Origin of the sequence: Pseudomonas sp. Root569 (genome assembly GCF_001427465.1) — a bacterium.
Classification (GTDB): Bacteria; Pseudomonadota; Gammaproteobacteria; order Pseudomonadales; family Pseudomonadaceae; genus Aquipseudomonas; species Aquipseudomonas synxantha.
In genome coordinates this window covers 22,590-45,414 of the sequence record NZ_LMGQ01000028.1, presented here as the reverse complement: position 1 = coordinate 45,414, position 22,825 = coordinate 22,590, and the positions used below count along the sequence as shown (strand labels likewise).

Sequence of the window (22,825 nt, the reverse complement as noted above, 5' to 3'; positions counted from 1 at the left end):
TCGGCCCGAAAAAAGACTTTTTGCAGGAGCAACTCAATGAGCAAACCCGATAAAGCTACAGCGACGCAGGAACATGAACCGTCGCGGATTCGTGAAGGTTTGCCCTTCCCCCTCGGTGCTACCTGGGATGGCCTGGGTGTCAACTTCGCACTGTTCTCGGCCAACGCCACCAAAGTCGAGCTGTGCCTGTTCGACGATGCCGGCGAGGTAGAGCTGGAGCGCATCGAACTGCCCGAATACACCGACGAGATCTTCCACGGCTACCTGCCCGACGCCCATCCCGGGCTGATTTACGGCTACCGCGTGTATGGCGCTTATGACCCGGCCAATGGTCACCGTTTCAACCACAACAAACTGCTGATCGACCCCTACGCCAAACAGTTGGTGGGTGAGCTCAAGTGGTCCGAGGCGTTGTTTGGCTACACCATCGGCCACCCCGACGACGACCTCAGCTTCGATGAGCGTGACAGCGCGCCCTTCGTGCCCAAGTGCAAGGTCATCGACCCGGCGCACACCTGGGGCAACGATCAACCGGTCCGGGTACCATGGGACCGTACGATCATCTATGAAACCCACCTGCGCGGCATCAGCATGCGCCACCCTTCGGTGGGCGAGTCGGTGCGCGGCACCTGCGCCGGCCTGATGGAAGACGACGTGCTCAAGCACATCCGCCAGCTGGGTATTTCCTCGGTCGAACTGCTGCCAGTGCACGCCTTCGTCAACGACCAGCATCTGCTGGAAAAAGGCATGACCAACTACTGGGGCTATAACAGCATTGCGTTCTTCGCCCCCGACCCGCGCTACTTGGCCAGCGGCAAGATTGCCGAGTTCAAGGAGATGGTCGCGCACCTGCATGAGCAGAAGCTGGAAGTGATTCTAGACGTGGTCTACAACCACACCGCCGAAGGCAACGAGCGCGGCCCGACCCTGTCCATGCGCGGCATCGACAACGCCTCCTACTACCGGCTGATGCCCGATGACAAGCGCTTCTACATCAATGATTCGGGCACCGGCAACACCCTGGATCTGAGCCACCCCTGTGTGCTGCAAATGGTCACCGACTCGCTGCGCTACTGGGCCACCGAGATGCATGTGGACGGTTTCCGCTTCGACCTGGCAACTATTCTGGGGCGCTACCGCGATGGCTTCGATGAGCGCCACAGTTTCCTCGTCGCTTGCCGCCAGGACCCGATACTGCGCCAGTTGAAACTGATCGCCGAACCCTGGGACTGCGGCCCCGGTGGTTATCAAGTGGGCAACTTCCCGCCAGGCTGGGTGGAATGGAACGACCGCTTCCGCGATACGGTGCGCGCGTTCTGGAAAGGCGACGACGGCCAACTGGCGGATTTCGCCGGGCGCATGACCGCTTCGGGCGAGATGTTCAATCATCGCGGACGCCGGCCCTACAGCTCGGTGAACTTCATCACCGCCCACGACGGTTTCACCTTGCACGACCTGGTCTCGTACAACGACAAGCACAACGAGGCCAACGACGAAAACAACCAGGACGGTAGCAACAACAACCTGTCTTGGAACCACGGCGTCGAAGGCCCCACCGACGATCCGGAAATCAACGAACTGCGCCTGCGCCAGATGCGCAATTTCTTCGCCACCCTGCTACTGGCCCAGGGCACGCCGATGATCGTCGCCGGGGACGAGTTCGCCCGTACTCAGCATGGCAATAACAACGCCTATTGCCAGGACAGTGAGATCGGCTGGGTCAATTGGGACCTGGACGACGACGGCAAGGCCCTGCTCAAGTTCGTCAAGCGCCTGATCAAGCTGCGCCTGGCGTATCCGATCCTGCGCCGTGGGCGCTTCCTGGTCGGCGACTACAACGAAGATATCGGCGTGAAGGACGTCACCTGGTTGGCGCCGGATGGCAACGAGATGACCACCGAGCAATGGGAAGACAGCCAGGGCCGCTGCCTGGGCATGCTGATGGATGGCCGCGCCCAGGAGACCGGGATTCGGCGTGCCGGTGCGGACGCGACCTTGCTGCTGGTGGTCAATGCCCATCACGACATGGTCAATTTCCGCCTGCCGCCGGTGCCAGAGGGTGAGTTCTGGACCTGCATGCTCGACACCAACGACCCGGCGGTACGCGGTCAGGAGCGCTTTGATTTCGAGCATGAATACGCGGTAACCGGCCGCTCGCTGCTCTTGTTTGAACTGCAACGCGAAGGCGAGGTGTGAGATGGCGTTGCACGGTTTCCTTCAGGGTTACCGCGGTTATGCGGATACGCAGGCCCTGGGTGACGCACTGAAGGCACTCCAAGGGGAAGGTCTGGATCAACTGCCGCTGCCCGGCAGTGGCCAGACCCTGGCCCGCTTCAGCGGGCTGGCTCAGGTGGCGGGGCATGATTTGCGCTTGTGCAAGTTGTTCGAAGGCCATACCGATGCGTTGGCGATCATTGCCGAACTCGACAGCCCGCTGCCGCCGCTGGGCAGTACATGGGGCATGTGGGCATCTGAGCCGCCGACCGCCAAAGTGCGGGTGCGACACGCTGGCCAGCGGCTCGTGGTAGATGGGCGCAAGGCGTGGTGCTCCGGCGCGGCGGTGGTCAGCCATGGCTTGCTGACCGCCTGGGACGAAGAGGATCGCCAGCAACTGGTGGCGGTGGCAATGGATCAACCTGGCGTGACGGTCACCGATGAAGGGTGGAGTGCCGTGGGCATGGCGGCCACGGGCAGCGTCGAAGTGCTGTTCCACGAGGCCCGGGGCGTTGCGGTCGGCGGCCCGGGCGATTACCTGTCCCGTCCAGGTTTCTGGCACGGCGGGATCGGCATTGCCGCATGTTGGTACGGCGCCGCGCAGCGCCTGGGTGAAGTGTTGCGCGCCCACTGTGCCCAGCGCCCCGAGCCCCATGCCCTGGCCCATCTCGGCGCCGTCGACAGCGCCCTCAACAGTGCCGCTTGCGTGCTACGCGCCAGCGCCGAGCAGATCGACCGCGAGCCGAGCGCGGATGCCCGGCAACTGGCGCAACAGGCACGGGCCTGTATCGAGGACGCCGTCGAACAGGTCATGCATCACGTCGGTCGTGGCGTCGGTGCGGGGCCTTATTGCAAGGACCCACACTTTGCCCAGTTGATGGCGGACTTGCCGGTGTATGTGCGGCAAAGCCATGCCGAGCGCGACCTTGCCGCCCTGGGCGAACAGGTTGCCGGCGACCCCTTAGGGAGGTGGCAGTTATGAAGCCCAATCCGATTGTCGGTCAGGGTACATCGCTCAATCACTGGCAAACCTCGACGCGGCTGGCCGAGTTGCCGCACATCAGCGTCGCGCAGTTGGTACCCGAGGGGCATCGCGCGGTGATCATCGCCCCGCATCCGGACGATGAAGTGCTCGGCAGTGGTGGCTTGCTGCAAGGTCTTGCGCTGCTGGGCCGGCCCATCCAGTTGATCTCCGTGACCGACGGCAGTGCCAGTCATCCCGGCTCCCGGCGTTGGCCGGTGGAGCGCCTGAGCGTAGTGCGCCCCCAGGAGTCGGCCCAAGCCCTGCATCGCCTCGGCTTGCCGCTGCACAGTTTGAAATGGCTGCGCGCCGGGTTTGCCGACAGCAAAGTGGCCGAGCGCGAAGCCCAGCTCTGCGAGTTTATCCAGCGCCACCTAAAACCCACCGACGTGGTGTTCGCCACCTGGCGCGAAGACGGCCATTGCGACCATGAAGCCGTAGGCCGCGCCAGCGCCAAGGCCGCCCAGGCCGTTGGCGCAACCTTGTATGAACTGCCGGTGTGGACTTGGCACTGGGCCACGGCTGAAGACGACATGGTGCCTTGGCATCGGGCGCGCAAAATCCCGTTGACCATCGAGGCCGTGGCGCGCAAACGCCATGCGATCCACGCCTTCGCCAGCCAGCTGGAAGGCGATCCGCAAATCGGCCTGCCGCCGGTACTGGCGCCCTATGTGGTGGAGCGCTTGCTGCAACCTTTTGAAGTGGTGTTCGTATGAGTGTGGCAACCCCCTACTTCGACCAACTGTTTGCCGGCAACGATGACCCCTGGGCCTTTCGTCAGCGCTGGTACGAACAACGCAAGCGCGCCCTGACACTGGCCGTGCTGACCCGGTCGCATTACGTCTCGATCTTTGAACCTGGCTGTGCCAACGGCGAATTGAGCGCTGAACTGGCGAGTCGTTGCGATCGCCTGGTGTGCTGCGACGCGACCCAGGCAGCGGTGCTGCTGGCACAAACGCGGCTGGCAGATTTCCCCCACGCTCTGGTGGAACAGCGTCGCCTGCCCGGGCAATGGCCCGCCGGCGAGTTTGAGCTGATCGTACTGAGTGAGCTGTGTTATTACCTGGATGCCGATGACTTGCATCGCCTGATCGACTGCGCCCTCGCCGCCTTGACCGCTGACGGTCAGTTGCTGGCTTGTCATTGGCGCCCGCCCATCGAGGGTTGCCCGCAAACCGCCGAACAGGTGCACGCCCTGCTCCAGCAGCGGCTGGGTATGTCGCCCCTGGCGCAGTACCATGACCAGGATTTCCTGCTCGACCTGTGGAGCCGTGAGGGTACCTCGGTCGCACACCACGAGGGTTTGCGATGATCGGTATTCTGATCCCGGTGCATAACGAAGAAGCGCTGCTGGGCGACTGCCTGAGGGCTGCGCAGATCGCTGCCAACCATCCCGGCCTGCTGGGGGAAGCGGTGCAGATCCTGGTGGTGCTCGACAGCTGCACCGACGGCAGCGCTGCGATCGCCCAGGCGCATCGGGTGCACAGCCTGCCGGTGCAGGCGCGCAATGTGGGGCAAGCCCGAGGTGACGGCGCACGGCATTTATTAAACCTGGGCGCACGCTGGATTTCCTGTACCGACGCCGACAGCCGCGTGGCCCCTGACTGGCTGGTGGCGCAACTGGCCCTGGGCTGCGATGCCGTGTGTGGCACGGTGACGGTCGATGCCTGGAGCGAAGGCTTCGACTCGGCGGCACAGATTCGTTATCACCAGGCTTACCAAGCCCGCGATGGGCATCGGCACATCCATGGCGCCAACCTGGGAGTGAGCGCCAGCGCCTACGTGCAGGCCGGTGGGTTCGAGCCGCTGGCCTGCCATGAAGATGTGCAACTGGTGCGCGAGCTGGAACGTTGCGGCGCCTCGATTGCCTGGAGCCATGCACCTCAAGTGGTGACCAGTGCGCGCCTGGACTGTCGCGCCCAGGGCGGGTTCGGCGACTACTTGAGAAGTCTGATGCAGGTTTCGTAAAAAAACGACACGCCAACGTGTAAAAGCGCCAGATCCTTGTCTATGCTCATAACGCCTTGCACGGCACGCCAGGATTGGCGTGCCGTGCACTCACCCCAGCGGAGCCTGGGGTAAAAACAAGAGCGTCGTCCCGTCAACGGGGTACGACCCAGCATTGACCGACAAGGATATGTCACCCCATGAAGCCTGCCTCCCTAAGCGAAGCCCGTCGCGGCCCCGCGCAAATCTGGAACAGTGCGCCGCAGCTGGCACAGGTTCCCGTCATCGCACTCACCAGCCTGGTGCCGCCCGGCGCACGCGTCGTGGTCATCGCCCCGCACCCGGGCGATGAAGTACTGGCCTGCGGTGGTTTGCTGCAACTGCTCAGTACCCGCGAACACCCCTTGCAATTGATCTCCATCACCGATGGCAGCGCCAGCCACCCCGGCTCCCACGTGTGGCCGGCCAGCCGCTTGAGCGTGGTGCGCCCCCAGGAAAGCGCCGAAGCGTTGCGTCGACTGGGCATGCCGTTGCACAGCCTGAAATGGATCCGCGGCGGGTTTCGCGATGACGCGCTGGCCGCCCACGAACAGGCGATGAGCCAGTTCATCGCGCGCTACCTGCAACCGGGTGACAGGGTATTTACCACGTGGTGCCGCGACGGTAATGACGATCACGATGCCGTCGGCCGCGCCAGCGCCAAGGCCTGCAGCCTGGTGGGGGCCAGGCTGTATGAACTGCCGGTCTGGGCCTGGCACTGGCCGGCACGGGAGGCTTCGATGATCCCCTGGCAGCGCGCACGCAAGGTACGCCTGGATACCTGGAGCGTGGCGCGCAAGCTGCACGCGACCCATGCCTATGCCAGCCAATTGGTCGGCGATCCGCAGATCGGTTTACCGCCCAAGCTTGCCCAAGTGTTGCTCGAGCGTATACGCGAACCCTACGAGATCGTATTTGCCTAGACGTCGGCTCGTCTATACCTGTTATTTCTTACAGTAGCAGCCGATCAAATCTACGGCTAAGGTGCAAAAAGTCCTGCACAGGTTAAGGTGCAGTCGAGAAAGCCATGCCAACCCTTTGCATTGGCCGGTGTTTTCAGATGCAGGTAACCCGTAGTCCCTGATCCGTATCGAGTTCGTCGTTGCCATGGTTTTGAACCGCGCCTGGTATCCCAGGTGCCGGGACATCAATGTGCTCAAGCGAGGGCCGACCATGCGCACACGGATCACTTCTCTGTTGTACTCAGGCATTGCCTCAGCGATTGTACTGGCGGCCTGGCCGCTGGCCTCGTATGGGGCGTGTACCATCAACAACACGGCGGGCAGCGACACCTCCAGCTGCGACAGCGCCACCGCGCCGGGCTTTAGCGATAACGGCGGTGATAACACCCTCGAAATCACCGCAACCGGCAGAGTGAGCGGAAATGTGGTGTACGGAGGCGGCAATGATCTGGTCGATGTGAACGGCCCAAGCGCCGGGATCGATGGCAGCCTCGACCAAGGCGACGGCAACAATATTTTCCGGCTCAACCTGGGCAGTATCACCGGGTCGGTCAGCCAGGGCTCGGGCGCCGATATCGCGCAGATTTCCGGGGGCCAGGCAGGTAAAGTCACCCAGGGGTCAGGCATCGACCATTTTGCCATGAGCGGCGGCACCATCGCCTCGCTGGAACAGGGCGACGGGCTGGACGTGTTCTTCATGAGCGGCGGTACGATCACCGGGGCTTTCGAGGACGGCGACGAGGCGACAATGACCGAAGGCATCATCGGCCGGGTCAACATGAAACTCGATGACAACCGGTTCGATATGTCTGGCGGTACGATCATCGGCAATCTGGTGACTGGCTTCGGCAGGGACACTGTCCTGATCTGGGGTAAGGCGTTGGTCGGCGGCAATATCAGTGTCAGTGGCGGTGACGATCAGATAATCATCTCCGGTGGTACCGTCAACGGGCAGTTGTTACTCAGCTTTGGCAATGATGACTTGGTCTGGTCCGGCGGCAACCTGCATTCCTCAGTGCTGATGGGGGAAGGCGACGATACCGCATTGCTTCAGGGGCTGGTGGCTGCGCAGGTGGCGGCGGCGCAATTATTGGATGGGGGCCTGGGCACCGACACCCTGACCCTGGACAACACCAAGGTCGGTGACCCTGCCCTCTTCACCCAGTGGGAAAGCATCCGCCTGGACAACGGCTCGCAAATGACCCTGGGCGGGGCGTTGAAGCTGGGGGACAGCGAAACCGGTACCGGCACCTTGTCCATAGATGGCAGCAGTGCGCTGCTGGTCGGCACGGGCAGCGTCGACCCGTTCACCGCTGGCCAGCGGGTCAATGTGATCAACAGCGGCACCCTCGACATGACCACCGGCAGCTCCACCGCCAGCGACACCTTGACCATCAACGGCAATTACAACGGCAACGGTGGGCGTCTGGCGTTGCAAACCGTGCTGGGGGCAGACAACTCGGCCAGCGACAAACTGGTGGTCAGCAACGGCACGCTGCAAGGCAACACCCAACTGCTGGTCACCAACCTTGGCGGCGCTGGCGCCGCGACGTTGCAGGACGGCATCCAGGTGGTGCAAGCGCTCAATGGCGCGAGCGGGACAGGTACGGCCTTTACCCTGGGCAATACGGTCACCGCCGGGGCGTTTGACTACTACCTGTTCAAAGGTGGGGTCACCACCGGAACCGAGCAGAATTACTACCTGCGCTCCACAGTTCCGGTCACGCCGCTGCCCGAACCCGGGGAGCCGGTCACGCCCTTGCCGGAACCGGTAGTTGAAACCCCACCACTGCCATCTAACCCCACCGACAAGGAGATCCCGATCTACCGTCCCGAAGTGCCGCTGTACGCTGCGCTGTTTCCCGCCGCCGAGCAAATCGTGCAAGGCATGCTCGGTACTTATCACGAGCGCATGGGCGATCAGAGCCGCCAGCAACATACCGGTATCATGCCGGCGGGTTGGGGCCGGGTCTACGGCAACAGCAGCCGCCAGAGTTACGCCGGTACGGTCAGCCCGACCCTGGACGGTTCGCTGACAGGCTTTCAAGTGGGCACCGATGTGTTCGCCAGCCACCTGGACAACGGCCTGCTGCAGCGCCTCGGGTTCTTCGTCGGTCATAGCCGCCTCAAGGGCAATGTGAAAGGCTTCAACGGCGGCTGGGAGGACAAGGACGCCGGCAAGACCACATTGCGCGGCGATAGCCTGGGGGCCTACTGGACGCTGATCGGCGCCAACCAGGCTTACCTCGACCTGGTGCTGATGGGTACTCGCTTTGATGGCAACACCGAGTCGGACCGTGGCGTGAAGATGAAAACCCGCGGGCATAACGTCACCGCCTCCGCCGAAGTCGGCTGGCCGCTGGCGCTGAGCGCCGACTGGGTCGTGGAGCCCCAGGCGCAGTTGATCGTCGGCAAAACCAAGCTGGATAGCCAGAATGATGGAATTTCAGACGTTTCCTATGACGCCGATACCAACGTCACCACGCGCCTGGGCGTGCGCCTGCGCGGCGATTACAAGGTCAATGGCATGCCGCTGCAGCCCTATGTGAGGGCCAATGTCTGGCACGCCAGCGCCGGGGACAATAGCGTTTTTTTCAACCATGAGACCCGTATCGACACCGAGCAGAAATCCACCACTGTGGATGTCAGCCTTGGGGCTACCCTGGAAGTTGCACAGGGTGTGAGCCTGTATGGTGAGGTCGGCACCGAAAAGAATCTGGACAGCAATATGCTCCGCGGCCGCCAAGGCACGTTCGGTCTGAGAATGGCGTTCTGAGGCGATCTTTGTACCGCAGTGTGTACGAGAGCCACTGCGGTACATAACCCTCACACAACTATTTTTACCAAGTTGGCCCCCTGAACGCATGAAAACTGCAGAACGGTGCCCCGTCGGAGAAGTCCGGCGGGCATCAAATAATGGCTAAACGCCTGCCCGCAACCTATGGAAAATTTCGTTAACTAATTCTTCCCCAAGGCTTTTTCCTACGGATTCAATCTGCCACACTGATGAGAATAATTATCAACAGATTTATTATTCGCCACGGATGGCCTCTGGGGAGCCCTATAACAATGTTTGTGCAACAACGCGGCGGCAACGTTTTTTCACCCAGCTTGATGGCAATTGCTATCTGCCTGGCAACCTCGCACGCGGCCCTGGCCGCCGATGCCGAAGCACCGGCCACCATTGAACTGGGCGCCACCGAGGTCTCCGGCCAACAGCTGGGCCAAACGACCGAGGGCACCGTGTCGTATACCACCGGCTCCATGAGCACCGCGACCAAGCTGCCCCTGACGATGCGTGAAACCCCGCAGGCCGTGACCGTGATCACGCGCCAGCGCATGGATGACCAGGCGATGACCAGCATCAACGATGTGGTCAACGCCACGCCCGGGTTGTTCCTGAACTACTCCAACGGCCCTGGCCGCCAAGCCTTTACCGCCCGCGGTTTCGACATCGACAACCTCATGTATGACGGTATCCCCAGCGGCTATAACGGCGCGTCGGTAGGCGCGCAGCCGAACCTGGCGATGTTCGATCGCGTCGAGGTAGTGCGCGGTGCCACCGGGCTGGTGACCGGCGCGGGCAACCCTTCGGCGGCCATCAACCTGATCCGCAAACGGCCGCTGTATGAGCAGAAACTCACCCTGACCGGCGCCGCCGGCAGCTGGGACGACTACCGCGGCGAGCTGGATGCCTCCAGCCCACTCAACGACAGTGGTACCTGGCGCGGCCGGGTCGTGACCTCCTACCGCGACGCCAACAGCTTCATCGATAACGCCGAGCAGGATCACGGCCTGTTCTATGCGGTGACCGAAGCCGACCTGAGCGAAGACACCAGCCTGACCCTCGGTTTCTCGAACCAGAAGGACAAGACTAACTACTTCTGGGGCTCGTCGATGATCGGCCAGGATGGTCACCACCTGAACCTGTCGCGCTCCTACAACCCGGGCACCGACTGGGAGAACAAAGACCAGGAAATCAACACGGTATTCGCCGAGCTGCGCCAACGCCTGGCCAATGACTGGAACCTGCAGGTCAACGCCAATTATTCCGAACAGGATGCATTGTTTTCCGGCTCTTACCAGTCGCGCTGGACCAACAACACTCTGGCCCGCACGGTGTACCAGGCCACTTATGATGAAAACCAGGCGGGTCTCGACGCCTTTGCCAGCGGCCCGTTCCAGGCATTCGGGCGCACCCACGAACTGGTGGTGGGCGCCAGCAAGCGCATCTACGACATGACCACCCGCAACTACAGCCCGTACGACATGAACTGGCCGCTCAATGCCGGCAAGCCGAATTTCGTCCACACCAACAACGAGCGCGACGTCACCACCCAGGATGGTTTCTACCTGACCACGCGCCTGAGCCTGGCCGACCCGCTCAAGCTGATCCTCGGCGGGCGCCTGGACTGGTACGACTATGACAACCGCGATGGCGACGGCGATTACAAGGTCACTCGCAACCTCACCCGCTACGCCGGTCTGATCTACGAGCTGGACGACCAGCACTCGGTGTATGTCAGCTACAGCGATATCTTCACGCCACAGAAGGAAAAGAACACCAGCGCGACCCCGCTCAAGCCGATTGTCGGCAAGAACTATGAAGTGGGTATCAAGGGCGAATACCTGGGTGGTGCGCTGAATGCGAGCCTGGCGGTATTCCGCGTCGACCAGGAAAACCGCGGCGTACAGATCGTCGTGCCGGATTGCCCGCAGGCGTCCTGCTACCAAGCCTCGGGCGAAATCCGCAGCCAGGGCATCGACTTCGAACTGCAAGGCGCCTTGACTGAGAACTGGCAGGTCGGCGGTGGTTATACCTACGCGCGCACCCACACCATCAAGGACGACGCCAACCCGCAGAAGGTCAACAAGCAGTTCGACACCGACACCCCGGAGCATCTGTTTAAGCTGACCACCCGCTATAACCTCCAGGGCCCGCTGGAAAAACTCCGCGTGGGCGGCAACATTTCCTGGCAGAGCCGCATGTACAACGACATCGCACTGGCAGATGGCAGCCATTACCGGCTCAAGCAAGGCGGCTATGCCGTCACCGACCTGATGGCCGGCTACCGGGTCAACCAGCACCTGGACCTGCAGCTCAACGCCAACAACATCTTCGACCGCAAGTACTACCAGGCCATTGCCAACTCTGCGAGCTATGGCGGTGATTCCTATGGCGCTCCGCGCAACATGATGTTGACCGCCAAGTACAGCTTCTAAAGCGCCCATGCCGCCACGGCTGCCTGTTCGGGCAGCCGTTCTAAAGTCCGCAATAGGCCTGCCGATAAAGCGTTGGCAACCGCAAAAATCCCGAACATCTGCTTCACTCCACAGCGGCAGGCCTTCGTGGCACGCTGCGTGCTTGCTAGACCTCGGCACCCCACCCTCATGGAGTAAGAGTGAATGCCCGTCCGCCCCCGTTTTATTGAGCACTACCGCAAGGCCGACCGCATCATGCTGGCATTGATCTGGCTGATGTCGCTATTCTCCCTGGGCTTGGCGTTCTGGCATGACACCTGGCTACAGGCGCTGATCGTCGGTGGCGGCACCGGCGTGGTGCTGACCGCGCTCTACCGCGTCATCGGCGGCACCCGTGTGATGCGCTGTGCACTGGGCGCCGGCCTGATGGTGATGGCGGCGCTGCACATCAACCAGGCGCATGGGGTGATCGAAGCCCACTTCGGCATCTTCGCATTACTGGCGGTGTTGACCTTCTACCGTGACTGGCTGCCGATCCTGGTGGCGGCGCTGACCATCGCCGCGCATCACCTGGTGTTCCACGCGTTGCAGCATCAGGGTTTTCCGGTGTTTGTGATGGAGCATCACGGCGGCTGGACGATGATCTTCGTTCACGCGTTCTACGTGGTGATGGAAACCGTCGCCCTGCTCTACCTGGCGGTGCATAGCCAGGCTGAGGCGGTCGAGAGCCAGGAAATGCTCGAGAAGATGCTCGCCGTCACCTCGCAGCTCACCGTGGAATCGGCCAAAGGCGAAGGCAAGTTGCGAGTCTCCCTGGCCACGCGTTTCGACCACTTCCTGCAACAGCTCACCCACCTCATCGATGGCGTTGCCCGCGATTCCCACGGCCTTGGGCAACTCGGCCAGGAACTGGCCACCGCCAGCGGCACCCTGGAAAAAGGCGCGCACCATCAACTGGCGCAGATCGGCGAGATGACCGGTTCGATGCAGCGCCTGGAAGCCGCCACCGGTCACATCACGGTGCAGGTCGAACAAGCGGTGGAACACGCAGGCCAGGCCAGCCAGCAAATTATCCGCGGCCAGGAAAGCGTCGGTCGCGCCCAGCATGAAATCAGCCAATTGGCGTCACGCATCAATGACACTGAATCCACCGTGCAATCCCTGGCCGTGCAGGCCGAGCAAATCGGCTCGGTGCTGGAAGTGATCAGCAGCATCGCCAACCAGACCAACCTGTTGGCCCTCAACGCCGCCATCGAAGCCGCCCGCGCCGGCGAGCAGGGCCGGGGCTTTGCCGTAGTGGCCGATGAGGTACGCAGCCTGGCCCAGCGCACTGCCCTGTCCACCCAGGAAATCAAGACCATCATCGAGGGCCTGCAACAGGGCAGCCGCCAGGCCGTCGAAGCCATGCACGCCAGCCGCGAAGGCGTGGAGCGTTGTGTGGAAGACAGCCAGTTGGCGGTGGACATGCTCCACGCCGTGGGCCAGGACATTGCCCACATTGACCAACTCAACGGCCATATCGTCACCACCACCCGCGAGCAGACGTCGGCGAACCTGGAAATTGTCGAGCGCTTGCAGTCTGTGCAAACCATCGCCCAAAGCACCGCTGACGACGTCGAGACCCTCGCCCGCAGCAGCGAACGCCTGCCGCCGATTGCGGTGCGGCTGGATGCGCTGGGGCGCAGGTTTCATCCTTAAGTAGAGCACCAGACACACGTGGGTCAAAATGTGGGAGGGGGCTTGCCCCCGATGGCCATAGGTATCTACACAAGATCGGCTGTCAGGCCGCCATCGGAGGCAAGCCTCCTCCCACAGTTGGACCGCGGCTAGAGTGCCCGCCACCGGTCGAGCTATTAAAGCAACCGACAACCTCCTACACTGCCGACATTCATACTTACCTGCGCAGCCTCGCTTTTCTGCCCGCCTCGCCTCCTACCAGGACTCCAGACATGCGCCTGCCCGACTTCATCCTTGAGCACCTCGAGCCGATCCTGCAGGCCTGGGAAGATTTCGCCAGAACCATCAAGACGCCGGGCGGAGACCTCGATAGCGTGGCGCTGCGCGATCATGCCGAGCAGATGTTGCGGGCAATCGTGACCGACTTGCGCACCACGCAGACCAAGCGAGAGCAAACCGCCAAGGCCCAAGGGCTGATTCCGGCCGATGACCAGGAAACCGCCGCTGAAACCCACGCAATGACGCGCCTGATGGCCGGTTTCACGATTGATCAAATGGTCTCGGAATACCGCGCACTCAGAACCAGTGTGGTGAGCCAATGGATGAGAAAAGTCAACGAGGGCACGCCGATCAATGTCGACGACATGACCCGGTTCCACGAGGCCATCGATCAGGCGCTCGCCGAGTCCATCGCCAGCTATTCACGTGCGGTCGAGGCATCACGCAATGTGTTTCTGGGCATACTTGGCCATGACCTGCGCACGCCGCTGGGCGCGATCCTGCTGGGAGCCGACGTGCTCAGGCGTTCAAAGGACATCGGCCCCCGGGACAACAAAATTGCCAACCAGATGTACACCAGCGTGCGCCGAGCGAGCCAGATTGTGGGCGACCTGCTTGACCTGACACGTTGCCAGATGGGTCCGGGCATCCCGGTAAAAACCGCGGCTATCGATCTCGCACCGCTGTGCCAGCGAGTAGTGGAAGAAATCCAGGCGTTTCATCCAGAGGCCAATGTCGTGTTCGAAATGAAGGCTGCGGTTTCAGGAAAATTTGACGGTGCCAGAATGGAGCAAGTCTTCTCGAACATCATCAGCAACGCGGTGGAGCATGGGGACACCACCTTCCCGATCAAGGTCGAGCTAGGCACCGTGGAGGCGTGCGCGGTATTCACCGTGCACAACCGCGGCGAGGCGATACCCGAAGACGTGCTGCCCTTCATATTCAACCCCATGGGCCGTTTCTCCCAGCGCTCGACAATCGATCTAGGCTCCGCAGAAGGATTGGGCTTGGGCCTTTTCATCGCCTCGGAAATCGTCGCATCCCATGCCGGATCCATCGATGTCAGCTCGGATGCAGAACAGGGCACGGTCTTTAGCGTGAGGGTTCCCCTCGACAGTGCCCCTGACATCCTCAACCCACCTTGATAACCACCTTCCCAAACGCGCCCCTGGCCAGATGCTCGTAAGCTTCACGCGCCTGTGCAAACGGATAGACCCGGTCGATAACAGGGCGGATATCGTGTTGGTTGAGGAACTCATTCATCCGGTCGAACGATGAGCGTGGCGCTACGGCAATGCCACGCAGTGTCGTCTGGCGGAAGATCAGCGGCATGAGGTCAAGCGCTACAGTCTGCCCGGTCAAGAAACCGATCTGTGCAATGCGCCCGGACGCCTTGGTGGCCGCGACCGACTGATTGATGCCGTTGCCCCCCGCGACATCGAGCAGCAGATCGACACCCTTGCCTGCGGTGAGTTTCAGCACCTCGTCCGCCCAGTCTGGCGTCGTCCGGTAATTGATCCCGGCTACTGCACCCAGGCGCTTGACGGCGTGCAGGTTGTCGTCGCTGCTAGACGTTGCGATCACCTTTGCGCCAAGCGCCGTGGCAATCTGTACCGCGAAGATGGAGACCCCACCCGTGCCCTGGACCAACACGGTTTGCCCCGGTTGGATCTGGCCGAAATCCACCAATGAGTACCAGGCGGTGAGCGCGGCAATGGGCAACGTAGCGGCCTCTTCATCGCTCATATTGGCGGGTGCGGCTACGGCGCTGTCCTGGTGAATGATCATGTACTCGGCCAGGCCGCCCGGCAGCGGCGAACCGAAGCAGTAATCCGGTTCGTGGGGGCCCGGTTCGCCATCCAGCCAACGCGAATACAGGTGAGAGTTAACGCGGTCACCGACCTTGAAGCGCGTCACGCTGTCCCCCACTGCTACCACGGTGCCAGCAGCGTCGCTCACCGGGATCAATGGTTTGGGCACCTTGTGCGGCTCATAGATGCCGTCGACGATGGCCTTGTCGCGAAAGTTCAGGGATACCGCGCCGACCTTGACCAGCAACTCGCCAGCTTGCGGATGTGGGGTGGGCGCCTCGTCCAGTTGCAGGTTATCGAGGCCGAAGTCTTTCAGTAACCACGCTTTCATGATGAATCTCCCAATGCAGGTAATGACCGCAAACCGCAATCGATCTGCCTTGGGTCCATCATTCGCCATTGGCCGCGCGCAATAAATGCGCAAAAAAACACAGGATTGTTCTATCCTGATATAACAATCGCCACCGGAAATCGTCATGGAATTGCTGCAATCAATGCGCCTGTTCGCCCGGCTGGCGGAGCTTGGCAGTTTCACCAAAACCGCTGAATCGCTGGACATTGGCCGCCCGCAGGTCACCCGGTATATCCAGGAGCTGGAAGCATCACTAGGTGTGCGCCTGTTCCAGCGCACCACCCGCAAGGTGGCGCTCACCGCCGAGGGCGAGCGCTTCTATGTTCGGGTGCAGGAAATCCTCGCGGATATCAACGCCGCCACCAGTATGTTCGACCGCACCGGGGCAACCCTGGGTGGCCGTCTGCGCATCGATATCCCGAGCGCTTTCGCACAACTGGAATTCATCAACAGCCTCAAGGGCTTCACCGACAATTTCCCCGGCATCAACCTGGTACTGGGGGTGACTGATCGAACCGTTGATTTGATCGGTGAGGGCATCGACTGTGCGTTACGCATCGGCGACTTGCCTGACTCGAGCCTCATTGCCCGCCCTATCGCGCAAGCAATCATGGTGACCTGCGCGGCCCCAGACTATCTGCACGCACAAGGTCGCCCCGAGTGCCTGGAAGACCTGGCCAGCCATCGAGGGGTCAACTTTCTGTCCGGCCAAAACAACCGGACCTTGCCTTGGCATTTCATGGTCAAGGGCCAGGACCAGACCTTCGTCAGCCACGCGGGCATCACCGTCACCGAATCGAATGCCTATGTGCAATGTGGCGTGTCAGGCTTCGGCATCATCCAGGCGCCCGGGATCACCGTGGCCGAACACCTGCACAGTGGCGCGCTGGTGGAGATCCTGCACGCCTATCGCCCTGCCCCGCGCCCGGTATCGCTGTTGTATCCAAGTCGGACACACCTGGCCCCACAGGTGCAGGTGTTTGTTGAATGGCTACAGGAGCACTTTGTGCAGTTACATGCCCAGTGGCTGGGGCAATGTCGTTGACATGACCTCTCTGATCACTTGGCGAAACCAGATGGAGCGACCATCCATTTGATCCGTGCGCCGATACAGCATAGAGATCGGTTCCAGCGGCAGTTCCATAGGGGCATCAGTCACCTCAAGGCCATACAGTGGCGCGATGCTGTTGTGCAGGTGGCTACGAACTCAAGCTGGTCGGGCCAAGCTAAAGATCAGTGGTCGCAGGCGGTTATTCACGCCATGCGCCAAGTGCAGTCATACGCCAAAGTTAAACGCAATTGAGATCCGCGGCCGCGAGCCTTCAAAGCGTCGTACCGAGTGCATCAGCCAGGAAGGGAACATGACAAAGGTGCCACTGGCCGCCGCGCAGGTGCTACTGAACCCGGCAGTCAGGGCGAACTCAGCGGCAAACCTCACCAACGTCTCGCAGGCCGCGCCGTCCCACTCCGGGAAATCATGGGCGGACTGCCAACCGCCGGTATTGCTGCGCTGCGCCCCCTGGGTGTCGGCGGTCAGGCGCAGGGCAATCAGCGCTTTGAGCTCGCCGTTGAGCCATTGCGCGTCCGGCACCTGGATGCCGGCCAACGGGCTTGGAACAGCCGGCGGATGGTGATGAGCTGCGGATCCAACCGCTGATGACAACGCTGCATTGAGGCACTACCAGATTACGCAAGTGGCTGAAAAACATACCGAAGGAGCGCAGGCAGTGGTGTAAACCTTTGCTAATAACTTGAGGGTTATTGATCGCCGGAGTGCCTCTGCGACGCTTTCTGCAAGCGCTCCAGCACCTCATCACACGCTGCTGCCCACGCTTGCGGCGCACCTTTGTCGCGCAGCACTTCGAGCCCGGCAGCCGTGAAGGTGCCCGGTGTCGCGATGGCATTGCCCAAGGTGTCCATGCGCGCCTGGGGCTGATGACCGGCGCTGGCCAGGCAGTCCTGCATATTGCCCATCACCAATTGCCGGGCATGCTCTGGACTCAGTCCTTTATCGGTAAACCACCGTTGGAGATCATTGAGAAAGAAATAGAACCAACCGTTCATGCAGGCCGCGACGGTGGCCAGTTCGAAGGCGTTTTCCTGATCCAGCACGATCAACGTCCCAAGGGTGCCCAACAACGCCTCAAGGGGCTGCCCCGCTGGCGTAACCACCACGGTCGACTGGTTGATCTGCGCGGCATAGGACAGCATCGCCCGCACCGGCTGCGCCTTTGGGAAGCAAAGCGCCAAGTCATCCAGCTTCATGCCGGCGACCAGGGAAACCAGGGGTTGCCCCGGCTTGAGGCGTACCTCCCGGGAAAGCGCCTCCACCACCTCGGGGCGCACACCCAGGAACAACAAATCCGCCTGATCGACCACATCTTGGTTGTCGGCCATGACCTCGCAAGCCCAGGCCCTGCCCAACTGCTGTGCACGCTCATGGTTGCGTGGCGACAGCAGCACCCGCCCACTGAACCCGCCGCGACGCAGGCCAATCACCACTTTTTCAGTCAATTCGCCGACGCCCAGGATGCCGATGCTCAGCAAGGTGTTTCCTCCGTTTCGAAAGCCCGTGATGGGTGTCGCAGCATCATAGCCAGATTACAAGGCAGCGAGCCAACGCAAGGATTGTCCAACCGCGCCACGTAGCCTTATGCTCATGCCTCTGCCACCTGTCACCTGGAGCCGCCATGGACCTCGCCACCCTCGCCCTCTTTCTCCCCGCCTGCTTCGCCCTGAACATGGCGCCCGGCCCCAATAACCTGCTGTCGGTGAGCAACGCCACTCGCTACGGCTACCGCACCTCCTGCCTGGCCGGTCTCGGCCGCTTGCTGGCCTTCGCCGGCATGATCGCCCTCGCCGCTGCAGGGTTGGCGGTGGTGCTGCAGACGTCGGAATTGTTGTTCTACGCAATCAAGATTCTCGGCGCGGCGTATCTGCTTTACCTGGCCTATCAGCTATGGCGTGCGGACCCACAGGCACAGACGCAAACGGCCACCAGCAAAGTCGGCTTATTGGCCTTGGCGCGACAGGAGTTCCTGGTGGCGGCGGGCAACCCCAAGGCTATCCTGATCTTCACCGCCTTCCTCCCCCAGTTCGTGGTGCCAGGCCAACCTATCACCACGCAATTCGCCCTGCTGGGCGCGATGTTCCTGGCGCTGGAATGGGTCGCCATCAGCGCCTACGCCTATATGGGCCTGCATATGCGCCGCTGGTTCGCCGAGCCACGTGGCAAGCGCCTGTTCAATCGTTGCTGCGCGGGGTTGTTGTCGGCGGCGGCGACGGTGTTGTTGACTGCGCGCAGGGCTTGAGCGCCAGCATCAATCCACTGCAAACACAGGCGTCGGATAGAAACACAATCGAATTACTCCTTCATCCTGCTGCTACGCCGCAATCAAGCGGCTGGCTGAGGTGCGCAGCAGCAAACGCGATTAGATCGAAACGCAGCGCCCAACCGCCATCAGCCAGGCCCAGGCAAGGTCAGTGCGGATCTAATCCAGCGCCGGCATGAAGTTGTAGCACACGATATCGATACCGCAACTCGCCAGGTCGCGCACGCTTTGCTGATAATTGGCGATGTACCCGTCACGCCGGCTCGCAGCCGCGTTTGAACTTCACTTCCGTGGGGCCTGAATCAAAGAATAGAACATGCGGATATGGAAATAAGGGCCCTACACATCGATAATGCCAATTCGATATCATCTTGCTAACCCAACACGCGAAGACCAAAATGACAGCTGCTATTGAGACCGACCGCTTTAAAGCCAAAACCAAATCAAAAAAAACTTACATCGTCATTGAAAAAACCAAGGAAACTAAAGAGCCAAGAGGCCTTGGCGAACAGACGGTTATCACCTCGCAAAAAACATACTTTTTAGACACGGGAGAAAAGGTCAACAAAGTTAATAGCACAGACTTTCTGATCATCAAAAAAGACCTCTTAATACGCAAGGTAGAGCCATTCTTCAGCAAGCCATTTATCGTTGACATTAAAACTCTTTTTGACGGCCTTAAAAACCTGGCATTATGTCTTGCTATGCTTGTGGCGCTTCCAATAATGCAAGCAATGGCGGCGTTAACCTATGATCACAGATTTTTTGTTGTCGCTTTTACCTGGGCCGCTTTAGTGGTGATTATCGTGCTCGCTGGATACAATTTTATATGGCTCTATAAAACAATGGAGGCAAAACCAAAATCTAAAGTTTTAGATAAAGCTGCTTGGTTTGTGACCTTTTTAATTGTAGCGTTTATTTTCTTTTGTGCGATAGCTATCACGTACCCGAAATTGGTACTCGCAACGTCGGGTTCGAGTTCCGTGATCGACTCCATTAATGCAATACCCAACCAAGTTTCCACCCCTCTTTTGAATAACCTCTGTTCTAAATCCTGAGACATCGCCAAATGACCGCTTTTGGCCGGTTGCTGCGCTCAGTGACTTGCAGCAATCGGACAAGAGCAGCCCGCTGGCCCTGCAAGAGCTGTATTACCGCCTTCTGCGAGGCGTGGCAGTGACCGCGTCGCCAGTTCGGGTGTCCACCACCCAAAGACACCAGCCGGGCTCGCTGCCCTGCGTGAAAATCCAAAGAGCGGCCCACTATCGATAAGTATCCACCTCTTGAGCCGGATAAAACTCGCCCTTCTTCCCCATCTTTTCCAGCCGTTGCCGCGCGATCAACTCCACGCTGGCCACTGCGGCCTGATCGTCAGGGTTGACCAACTGCAAGCACAGGCGTCGCACATTCTGATCGTGGGTGCCCTCGCTGAGCATTTCGTGGGTGAAGACTTGTTCGCCACGCCATAGGCATAGCTGGGTATGCGTGCCGCCGAGCCATATCTCGTTGATGGATCCAAGGTCAGTGGTAGCCAGTTGATCCACGGTGATTGTCTTGTCCATTGCCCTGTACCTTACCCATGAGTAGATACAGGTAGACTTCCAGGCACAGTCGCTCGTTCCAGGCGTGTGCGGTTCAACTGCGTCAATGGGCAGTGACGTCGAGGGTTCAAGACTCAGGTGTCCGTAAGCAACATGATATGGGTGGCGTGGGCATCATCTGTTCGCTTGAAACCACAGTGCGTATAAAACGCGTTCCCTTCAGGCGTATCAGTGCAAAGACGCACGATCTGAAACCTGAGAGCGGCACGTGCAACCAGCGCCTTTACTAGCGTCTGCCCCACATGTTGCCCCCTTGACGAAGCTGCGACGTATACCCGTCGCAGTCTAGCCGCATTATTTCCAGCATATGGATCAACTGACAGACCTCCAATGCCTATCAGTTGCTGGTTCAAATAAACCGCCATCAGGCACTCGCCGGGGGCATCAAAGCGGTTTGCTCCAGAGTGCCACTCGGTAACCAGGCGGGTGAGGAACCTGAAACCTTCACCAACGGCCTCTTTTTCCAACGCCAGGATCTGTGGTGGAAGCTGCGCGATCTGTTGAATCTCAAATCGTTTCATAACACCCCTATCCTGGTATGAGCTCGTTTTAATGGGCAGGGTTCCAGCTAGACCGGTTTACACCTCACTCACCTGGACAATCGTCTTGCCAAAGTTACGTCCCTTGAGTTGGTCGATCAAAGCTTGCGGTGCGGTATGCAACCCATGGGTAATCTGTTCGCGATAACTCAATTTTCCATCGGCGATCCACTGGCCCGCCTCCTCGAGAAAATCAGCTAGCTGCTCTTGAGCATATTCCGTCTGGATGAAACCACGCAGGGTCAGGCTCTTGCCCATAATCTGCGCCATCGTATTGGAGAGGCGATCGGTGTTTTCCTGGACACCGGACGGTTTCTCGTATTGAGAAATAACCCCGCACACAGGTACGCGAGCGTAAGTATTCAAGAGCGGCAGCACGGCATCCCAGATTTTTCCGCCGACACTTTCAAAGTAGACGTCAATCCCGTCCGGGCAGGCTTTGGCCAGTTGTTCCGCGAAGTCTGGCGCGTTGTAATCGGCCACTGCATCGAAATGCAGCTCGTCCTTCACGTAAGAGAGCTTCTGCGCCCCGGTAGTGATGCCTACCGCTCGTGCACCACGCAGACGGGCGATTTGTCCGACCATAGAGCCGACCGCGCCGCTGGCAGCCGCAACTACTACGGTTTCGCCCGGCTTGGGCTTGCCAATGTTACGCAAGCCCGCATAGGCCGTGAAACCAGTCATTCCAAGCACGCCCAGTGCGGTGGAAGGCGGCGCCAGGTCTGGATCAAGTCGACGCAGGTCGCTGCCGTCTGAAACAGCAAAGCGTTTCCATCCGGAAAAAGCCAATACCCAAGCACCCACTTGCCAATCGGGGTGATGGGACGCCCTCACACGGGACACCGTAGCACCGACGATGACCTGGTCGATCTCGATAGGATCGTTGTAGGACTTTTCAGCCCTCATCCACCAGCGCATATAAGGGTCAATGGAGAGGTAAATAGTTTCCAGCAGAACTTCACGCTCGCCAGGTATCGGTACTGCTACATCCTCAAGACGTAGGTCGGATGGCTTCAAATCTCCATCTGGACGCGCCGCCAGTACGACCTGCTGATTCGATAGTTTTGTCATGACATTCTCGCGCTTAGGTTGAGCAAATGATGCGGCAGGCAGCTGCTGTCGCACTCGCATACAAAATGTATGCGATTAATGTATTAACATACGTCCTGCATGTCAATGCATTCATGATCTAGTGAGGAGAGCCTGATGGCGCGACAAAAACGTGCAGATATGATTGCGTCAACGCGCAGCAAATTGATCGCGGCAGGCCGTAAAGCCTTTGCAGCGAAGGGCTACGCCGAAACTGCCATGGAGGATCTGACAGCGGATGCCGAACTGACACGCGGCGCGCTCTATCACCACTTCGGTGGCAAGAAAGGCCTGCTGGAAGCCGTGATTGCTCAGATAGACGAAGAATCCTCGGCGCGCCTACGTGCAGTCGTGGAAACAGCAGATACGCCGTGGGAGGGTTTCGTTGAGGAGTGCGTCGAGTGGATCAAGCTGGCGCTTGAACCGGAAATTCAACGTATCGTGCTGCTGGATGGTCCTGCGGTTCTTGGCGACCCGGCGCGGGCCGCCAGCCAAAGCGCGTGCCTGGCCAGCACCATGCACAGCATTCAGGTGTTGATCGATCAGAACGTCATCAAACCCGTGGATGCACAGGCGACTGCCTATCTGGTCAACGGCGCAGCCTTGAATGCGTCTCTGTGGATCGCGAGTGCGGCTGATCCACACCTGGCATCGACGCAAGCAATCGCCAGCTTTCGTATTTTGCTATCGGGGCTGCTGCGATAGGGGAGTAAGCTTGCTCTCCCTGGAGCCTGACAGTCGACCGCTATCTAACTGATGC

At 60.3% G+C, this 22,825-nt stretch carries 20 protein-coding genes and 1 pseudogene; 14 read left to right on the top strand and 7 right to left on the bottom strand.

Annotated features, from left to right (window positions below; translation table 11 throughout):
• Positions 1 to 36 precede the first annotated feature (36 nt).
• From glgX to ASD70_RS25040, 10 genes are all read left to right on the top strand, one after another.
• Positions 37 to 2,196 (top strand): glycogen debranching protein GlgX, encoded by a 2,160-nt coding sequence (gene glgX / locus ASD70_RS25085; protein ID WP_046068302.1) that lies wholly within the window; start codon positions 37 to 39, stop codon positions 2,194 to 2,196.
• A 1-nt stretch (position 2,197) separates the two neighbouring features.
• On the top strand, positions 2,198 to 3,196 hold the full coding sequence (locus ASD70_RS25080) for an acyl-CoA dehydrogenase family protein (protein WP_056847695.1): 999 nt from the start codon (positions 2,198 to 2,200) through the stop codon (positions 3,194 to 3,196).
• Positions 3,193 to 3,951 carry a PIG-L deacetylase family protein gene (locus ASD70_RS25075; RefSeq protein WP_046068304.1) on the top strand — a complete coding sequence of 253 codons (759 nt, stop codon included), beginning with the start codon at positions 3,193 to 3,195 and terminating at the stop codon, positions 3,949 to 3,951. The genes ASD70_RS25080 and ASD70_RS25075 overlap by 4 nt, the downstream gene beginning before the upstream one ends.
• Positions 3,948 to 4,547, top strand: coding sequence for an SAM-dependent methyltransferase (locus ASD70_RS25070; RefSeq protein WP_056847694.1), 600 nt, complete (start codon positions 3,948 to 3,950; stop codon positions 4,545 to 4,547). Before ASD70_RS25075 ends, ASD70_RS25070 begins: the two co-directional genes overlap by 4 nt.
• Positions 4,544 to 5,203, top strand: coding sequence for a glycosyltransferase (locus tag ASD70_RS25065; protein ID WP_056847693.1), 660 nt, complete (start codon positions 4,544 to 4,546; stop codon positions 5,201 to 5,203). The genes ASD70_RS25070 and ASD70_RS25065 overlap by 4 nt, the downstream gene beginning before the upstream one ends.
• Before the next feature lie 179 nt (positions 5,204 to 5,382).
• A complete protein-coding gene (locus ASD70_RS25060) occupies positions 5,383 to 6,144 on the top strand; it encodes a PIG-L deacetylase family protein (protein WP_046068307.1) in 762 nt (253 codons plus the stop codon).
• Between the two features lie 250 nt (positions 6,145 to 6,394).
• Positions 6,395 to 8,959: an autotransporter family protein gene (locus ASD70_RS25055; RefSeq protein ID WP_046068308.1), complete on the top strand. Its 2,565-nt coding sequence runs from the start codon at positions 6,395 to 6,397 to the stop codon at positions 8,957 to 8,959.
• 293 nt (positions 8,960 to 9,252) lie between these two features.
• Positions 9,253 to 11,406, top strand: a complete 2,154-nt coding sequence (locus ASD70_RS25050) for a TonB-dependent siderophore receptor (protein ID WP_056847692.1) — start codon at positions 9,253 to 9,255, stop codon at positions 11,404 to 11,406.
• A gap of 183 nt (positions 11,407 to 11,589) precedes the next feature.
• Entirely contained in the window at positions 11,590 to 13,083 is a 1,494-nt protein-coding gene (locus ASD70_RS29855; protein ID WP_056847691.1) for a methyl-accepting chemotaxis protein, read from the top strand.
• A 251-nt stretch (positions 13,084 to 13,334) separates the two neighbouring features.
• Positions 13,335 to 14,486: a sensor histidine kinase gene (locus ASD70_RS25040; protein WP_046068311.1), complete on the top strand. Its 1,152-nt coding sequence runs from the start codon at positions 13,335 to 13,337 to the stop codon at positions 14,484 to 14,486.
• Here the strand turns inward: ASD70_RS25040 and ASD70_RS25035 are convergent.
• Positions 14,473 to 15,483, bottom strand: coding sequence for a zinc-dependent alcohol dehydrogenase family protein (locus ASD70_RS25035; RefSeq protein WP_056847690.1), 1,011 nt, complete (start codon positions 15,481 to 15,483; stop codon positions 14,473 to 14,475). The genes ASD70_RS25040 and ASD70_RS25035 overlap by 14 nt on opposite strands.
• Positions 15,484 to 15,628: 145 nt before the next feature.
• Between ASD70_RS25035 and ASD70_RS25030 the strand changes: the two genes are divergently transcribed.
• A complete protein-coding gene (locus ASD70_RS25030; protein ID WP_046068313.1) occupies positions 15,629 to 16,549 on the top strand; it encodes a LysR family transcriptional regulator in 921 nt (306 codons plus the stop codon).
• Positions 16,550 to 16,780: 231 nt separating this feature from the next.
• Here ASD70_RS25030 and ASD70_RS25025 read toward each other — a convergent pair whose 3' ends face one another.
• Both ASD70_RS25025 and ASD70_RS25020 read right to left on the bottom strand, forming a co-directional pair.
• On the bottom strand, positions 16,781 to 17,110 hold the full coding sequence (locus ASD70_RS25025; protein WP_052721933.1) for a putative 2OG-Fe(II) oxygenase: 330 nt from the start codon (positions 17,108 to 17,110) through the stop codon (positions 16,781 to 16,783).
• 152 nt (positions 17,111 to 17,262) lie between these two features.
• A complete protein-coding gene (locus tag ASD70_RS25020; protein WP_056847689.1) occupies positions 17,263 to 18,051 on the bottom strand; it encodes an NAD(P)-binding domain-containing protein in 789 nt (262 codons plus the stop codon).
• Positions 18,052 to 18,194: 143 nt separating this feature from the next.
• Between ASD70_RS25020 and ASD70_RS25015 the strand changes: the two genes are divergently transcribed.
• Positions 18,195 to 18,815 carry a LysE family translocator gene (locus ASD70_RS25015; protein WP_056847688.1) on the top strand — a complete coding sequence of 207 codons (621 nt, stop codon included), beginning with the start codon at positions 18,195 to 18,197 and terminating at the stop codon, positions 18,813 to 18,815.
• Between the two features lie 97 nt (positions 18,816 to 18,912).
• Here ASD70_RS25015 and ASD70_RS28980 read toward each other — a convergent pair.
• Positions 18,913 to 19,116 (bottom strand): annotated as a pseudogene (locus ASD70_RS28980) (mannonate dehydratase); the annotation flags it as partial.
• Positions 19,117 to 19,234: 118 nt separating this feature from the next.
• Between ASD70_RS28980 and ASD70_RS25010 the strand changes: the two are divergent.
• Entirely contained in the window at positions 19,235 to 19,894 is a 660-nt protein-coding gene (locus ASD70_RS25010; RefSeq protein ID WP_056847687.1) for a hypothetical protein, read from the top strand.
• Between the two features lie 204 nt (positions 19,895 to 20,098).
• Here ASD70_RS25010 and ASD70_RS25005 read toward each other — a convergent pair whose 3' ends face one another.
• The 3 genes from ASD70_RS25005 to ASD70_RS24995 all read right to left on the bottom strand — a co-directional run bounded on the left by ASD70_RS25005 (position 20,099) and on the right by ASD70_RS24995 (position 22,047).
• Positions 20,099 to 20,398: a hypothetical protein gene (locus ASD70_RS25005; RefSeq protein WP_046068317.1), complete on the bottom strand. Its 300-nt coding sequence runs from the start codon at positions 20,396 to 20,398 to the stop codon at positions 20,099 to 20,101.
• Between the two features lie 113 nt (positions 20,399 to 20,511).
• A complete protein-coding gene (locus ASD70_RS25000; RefSeq protein WP_046068318.1) occupies positions 20,512 to 20,958 on the bottom strand; it encodes a GNAT family N-acetyltransferase in 447 nt (148 codons plus the stop codon).
• 57 nt (positions 20,959 to 21,015) lie between these two features.
• Positions 21,016 to 22,047: an NADP-dependent oxidoreductase gene (locus ASD70_RS24995; RefSeq protein WP_056847887.1), complete on the bottom strand. Its 1,032-nt coding sequence runs from the start codon at positions 22,045 to 22,047 to the stop codon at positions 21,016 to 21,018.
• A gap of 135 nt (positions 22,048 to 22,182) precedes the next feature.
• Here ASD70_RS24995 and ASD70_RS24990 point away from each other — a divergent pair, with 135 nt between their 5' ends.
• Complete coding sequence (locus ASD70_RS24990) at positions 22,183 to 22,770, top strand: TetR/AcrR family transcriptional regulator (protein WP_056847686.1); 588 nt, start codon at positions 22,183 to 22,185, stop codon at positions 22,768 to 22,770.
• Positions 22,771 to 22,825: the final 55 nt, after the last annotated feature.

Excerpts from the sequence above, each read along its gene's own strand:
- ASD70_RS25055 (WP_046068308.1), top strand. The coding sequence starts at position 6,395 with ATGCGCACACGGATCACTTCTCTGTTGTACTCAGGCATTGCCTCAGCG.
- ASD70_RS25060 (WP_046068307.1), top strand. The coding sequence starts at position 5,383 with ATGAAGCCTGCCTCCCTAAGCGAAGCCCGTCGCGGCCCCGCGCAAATC.
- glgX (WP_046068302.1), top strand. The coding sequence starts at position 37 with ATGAGCAAACCCGATAAAGCTACAGCGACGCAGGAACATGAACCGTCG.
- ASD70_RS25070 (WP_056847694.1), top strand. The coding sequence starts at position 3,948 with ATGAGTGTGGCAACCCCCTACTTCGACCAACTGTTTGCCGGCAACGAT.
- ASD70_RS25005 (WP_046068317.1), bottom strand. The coding sequence starts at position 20,398 with ATGGACAAGACAATCACCGTGGATCAACTGGCTACCACTGACCTTGGA.
- ASD70_RS25080 (WP_056847695.1), top strand. The coding sequence starts at position 2,198 with ATGGCGTTGCACGGTTTCCTTCAGGGTTACCGCGGTTATGCGGATACG.
- ASD70_RS29855 (WP_056847691.1), top strand. The coding sequence starts at position 11,590 with ATGCCCGTCCGCCCCCGTTTTATTGAGCACTACCGCAAGGCCGACCGC.
- ASD70_RS24990 (WP_056847686.1), top strand. The coding sequence starts at position 22,183 with ATGGCGCGACAAAAACGTGCAGATATGATTGCGTCAACGCGCAGCAAA.
- ASD70_RS25040 (WP_046068311.1), top strand. The coding sequence starts at position 13,335 with ATGCGCCTGCCCGACTTCATCCTTGAGCACCTCGAGCCGATCCTGCAG.
- ASD70_RS24995 (WP_056847887.1), bottom strand. The coding sequence starts at position 22,047 with ATGACAAAACTATCGAATCAGCAGGTCGTACTGGCGGCGCGTCCAGAT.
- ASD70_RS25050 (WP_056847692.1), top strand. The coding sequence starts at position 9,253 with ATGTTTGTGCAACAACGCGGCGGCAACGTTTTTTCACCCAGCTTGATG.
- ASD70_RS25000 (WP_046068318.1), bottom strand. The coding sequence starts at position 20,958 with ATGAAACGATTTGAGATTCAACAGATCGCGCAGCTTCCACCACAGATC.
- ASD70_RS25035 (WP_056847690.1), bottom strand. The coding sequence starts at position 15,483 with ATGAAAGCGTGGTTACTGAAAGACTTCGGCCTCGATAACCTGCAACTG.
- ASD70_RS25010 (WP_056847687.1), top strand. The coding sequence starts at position 19,235 with ATGACAGCTGCTATTGAGACCGACCGCTTTAAAGCCAAAACCAAATCA.
- ASD70_RS25015 (WP_056847688.1), top strand. The coding sequence starts at position 18,195 with ATGGACCTCGCCACCCTCGCCCTCTTTCTCCCCGCCTGCTTCGCCCTG.
- ASD70_RS25075 (WP_046068304.1), top strand. The coding sequence starts at position 3,193 with ATGAAGCCCAATCCGATTGTCGGTCAGGGTACATCGCTCAATCACTGG.
- ASD70_RS25030 (WP_046068313.1), top strand. The coding sequence starts at position 15,629 with ATGGAATTGCTGCAATCAATGCGCCTGTTCGCCCGGCTGGCGGAGCTT.
- ASD70_RS25065 (WP_056847693.1), top strand. The coding sequence starts at position 4,544 with ATGATCGGTATTCTGATCCCGGTGCATAACGAAGAAGCGCTGCTGGGC.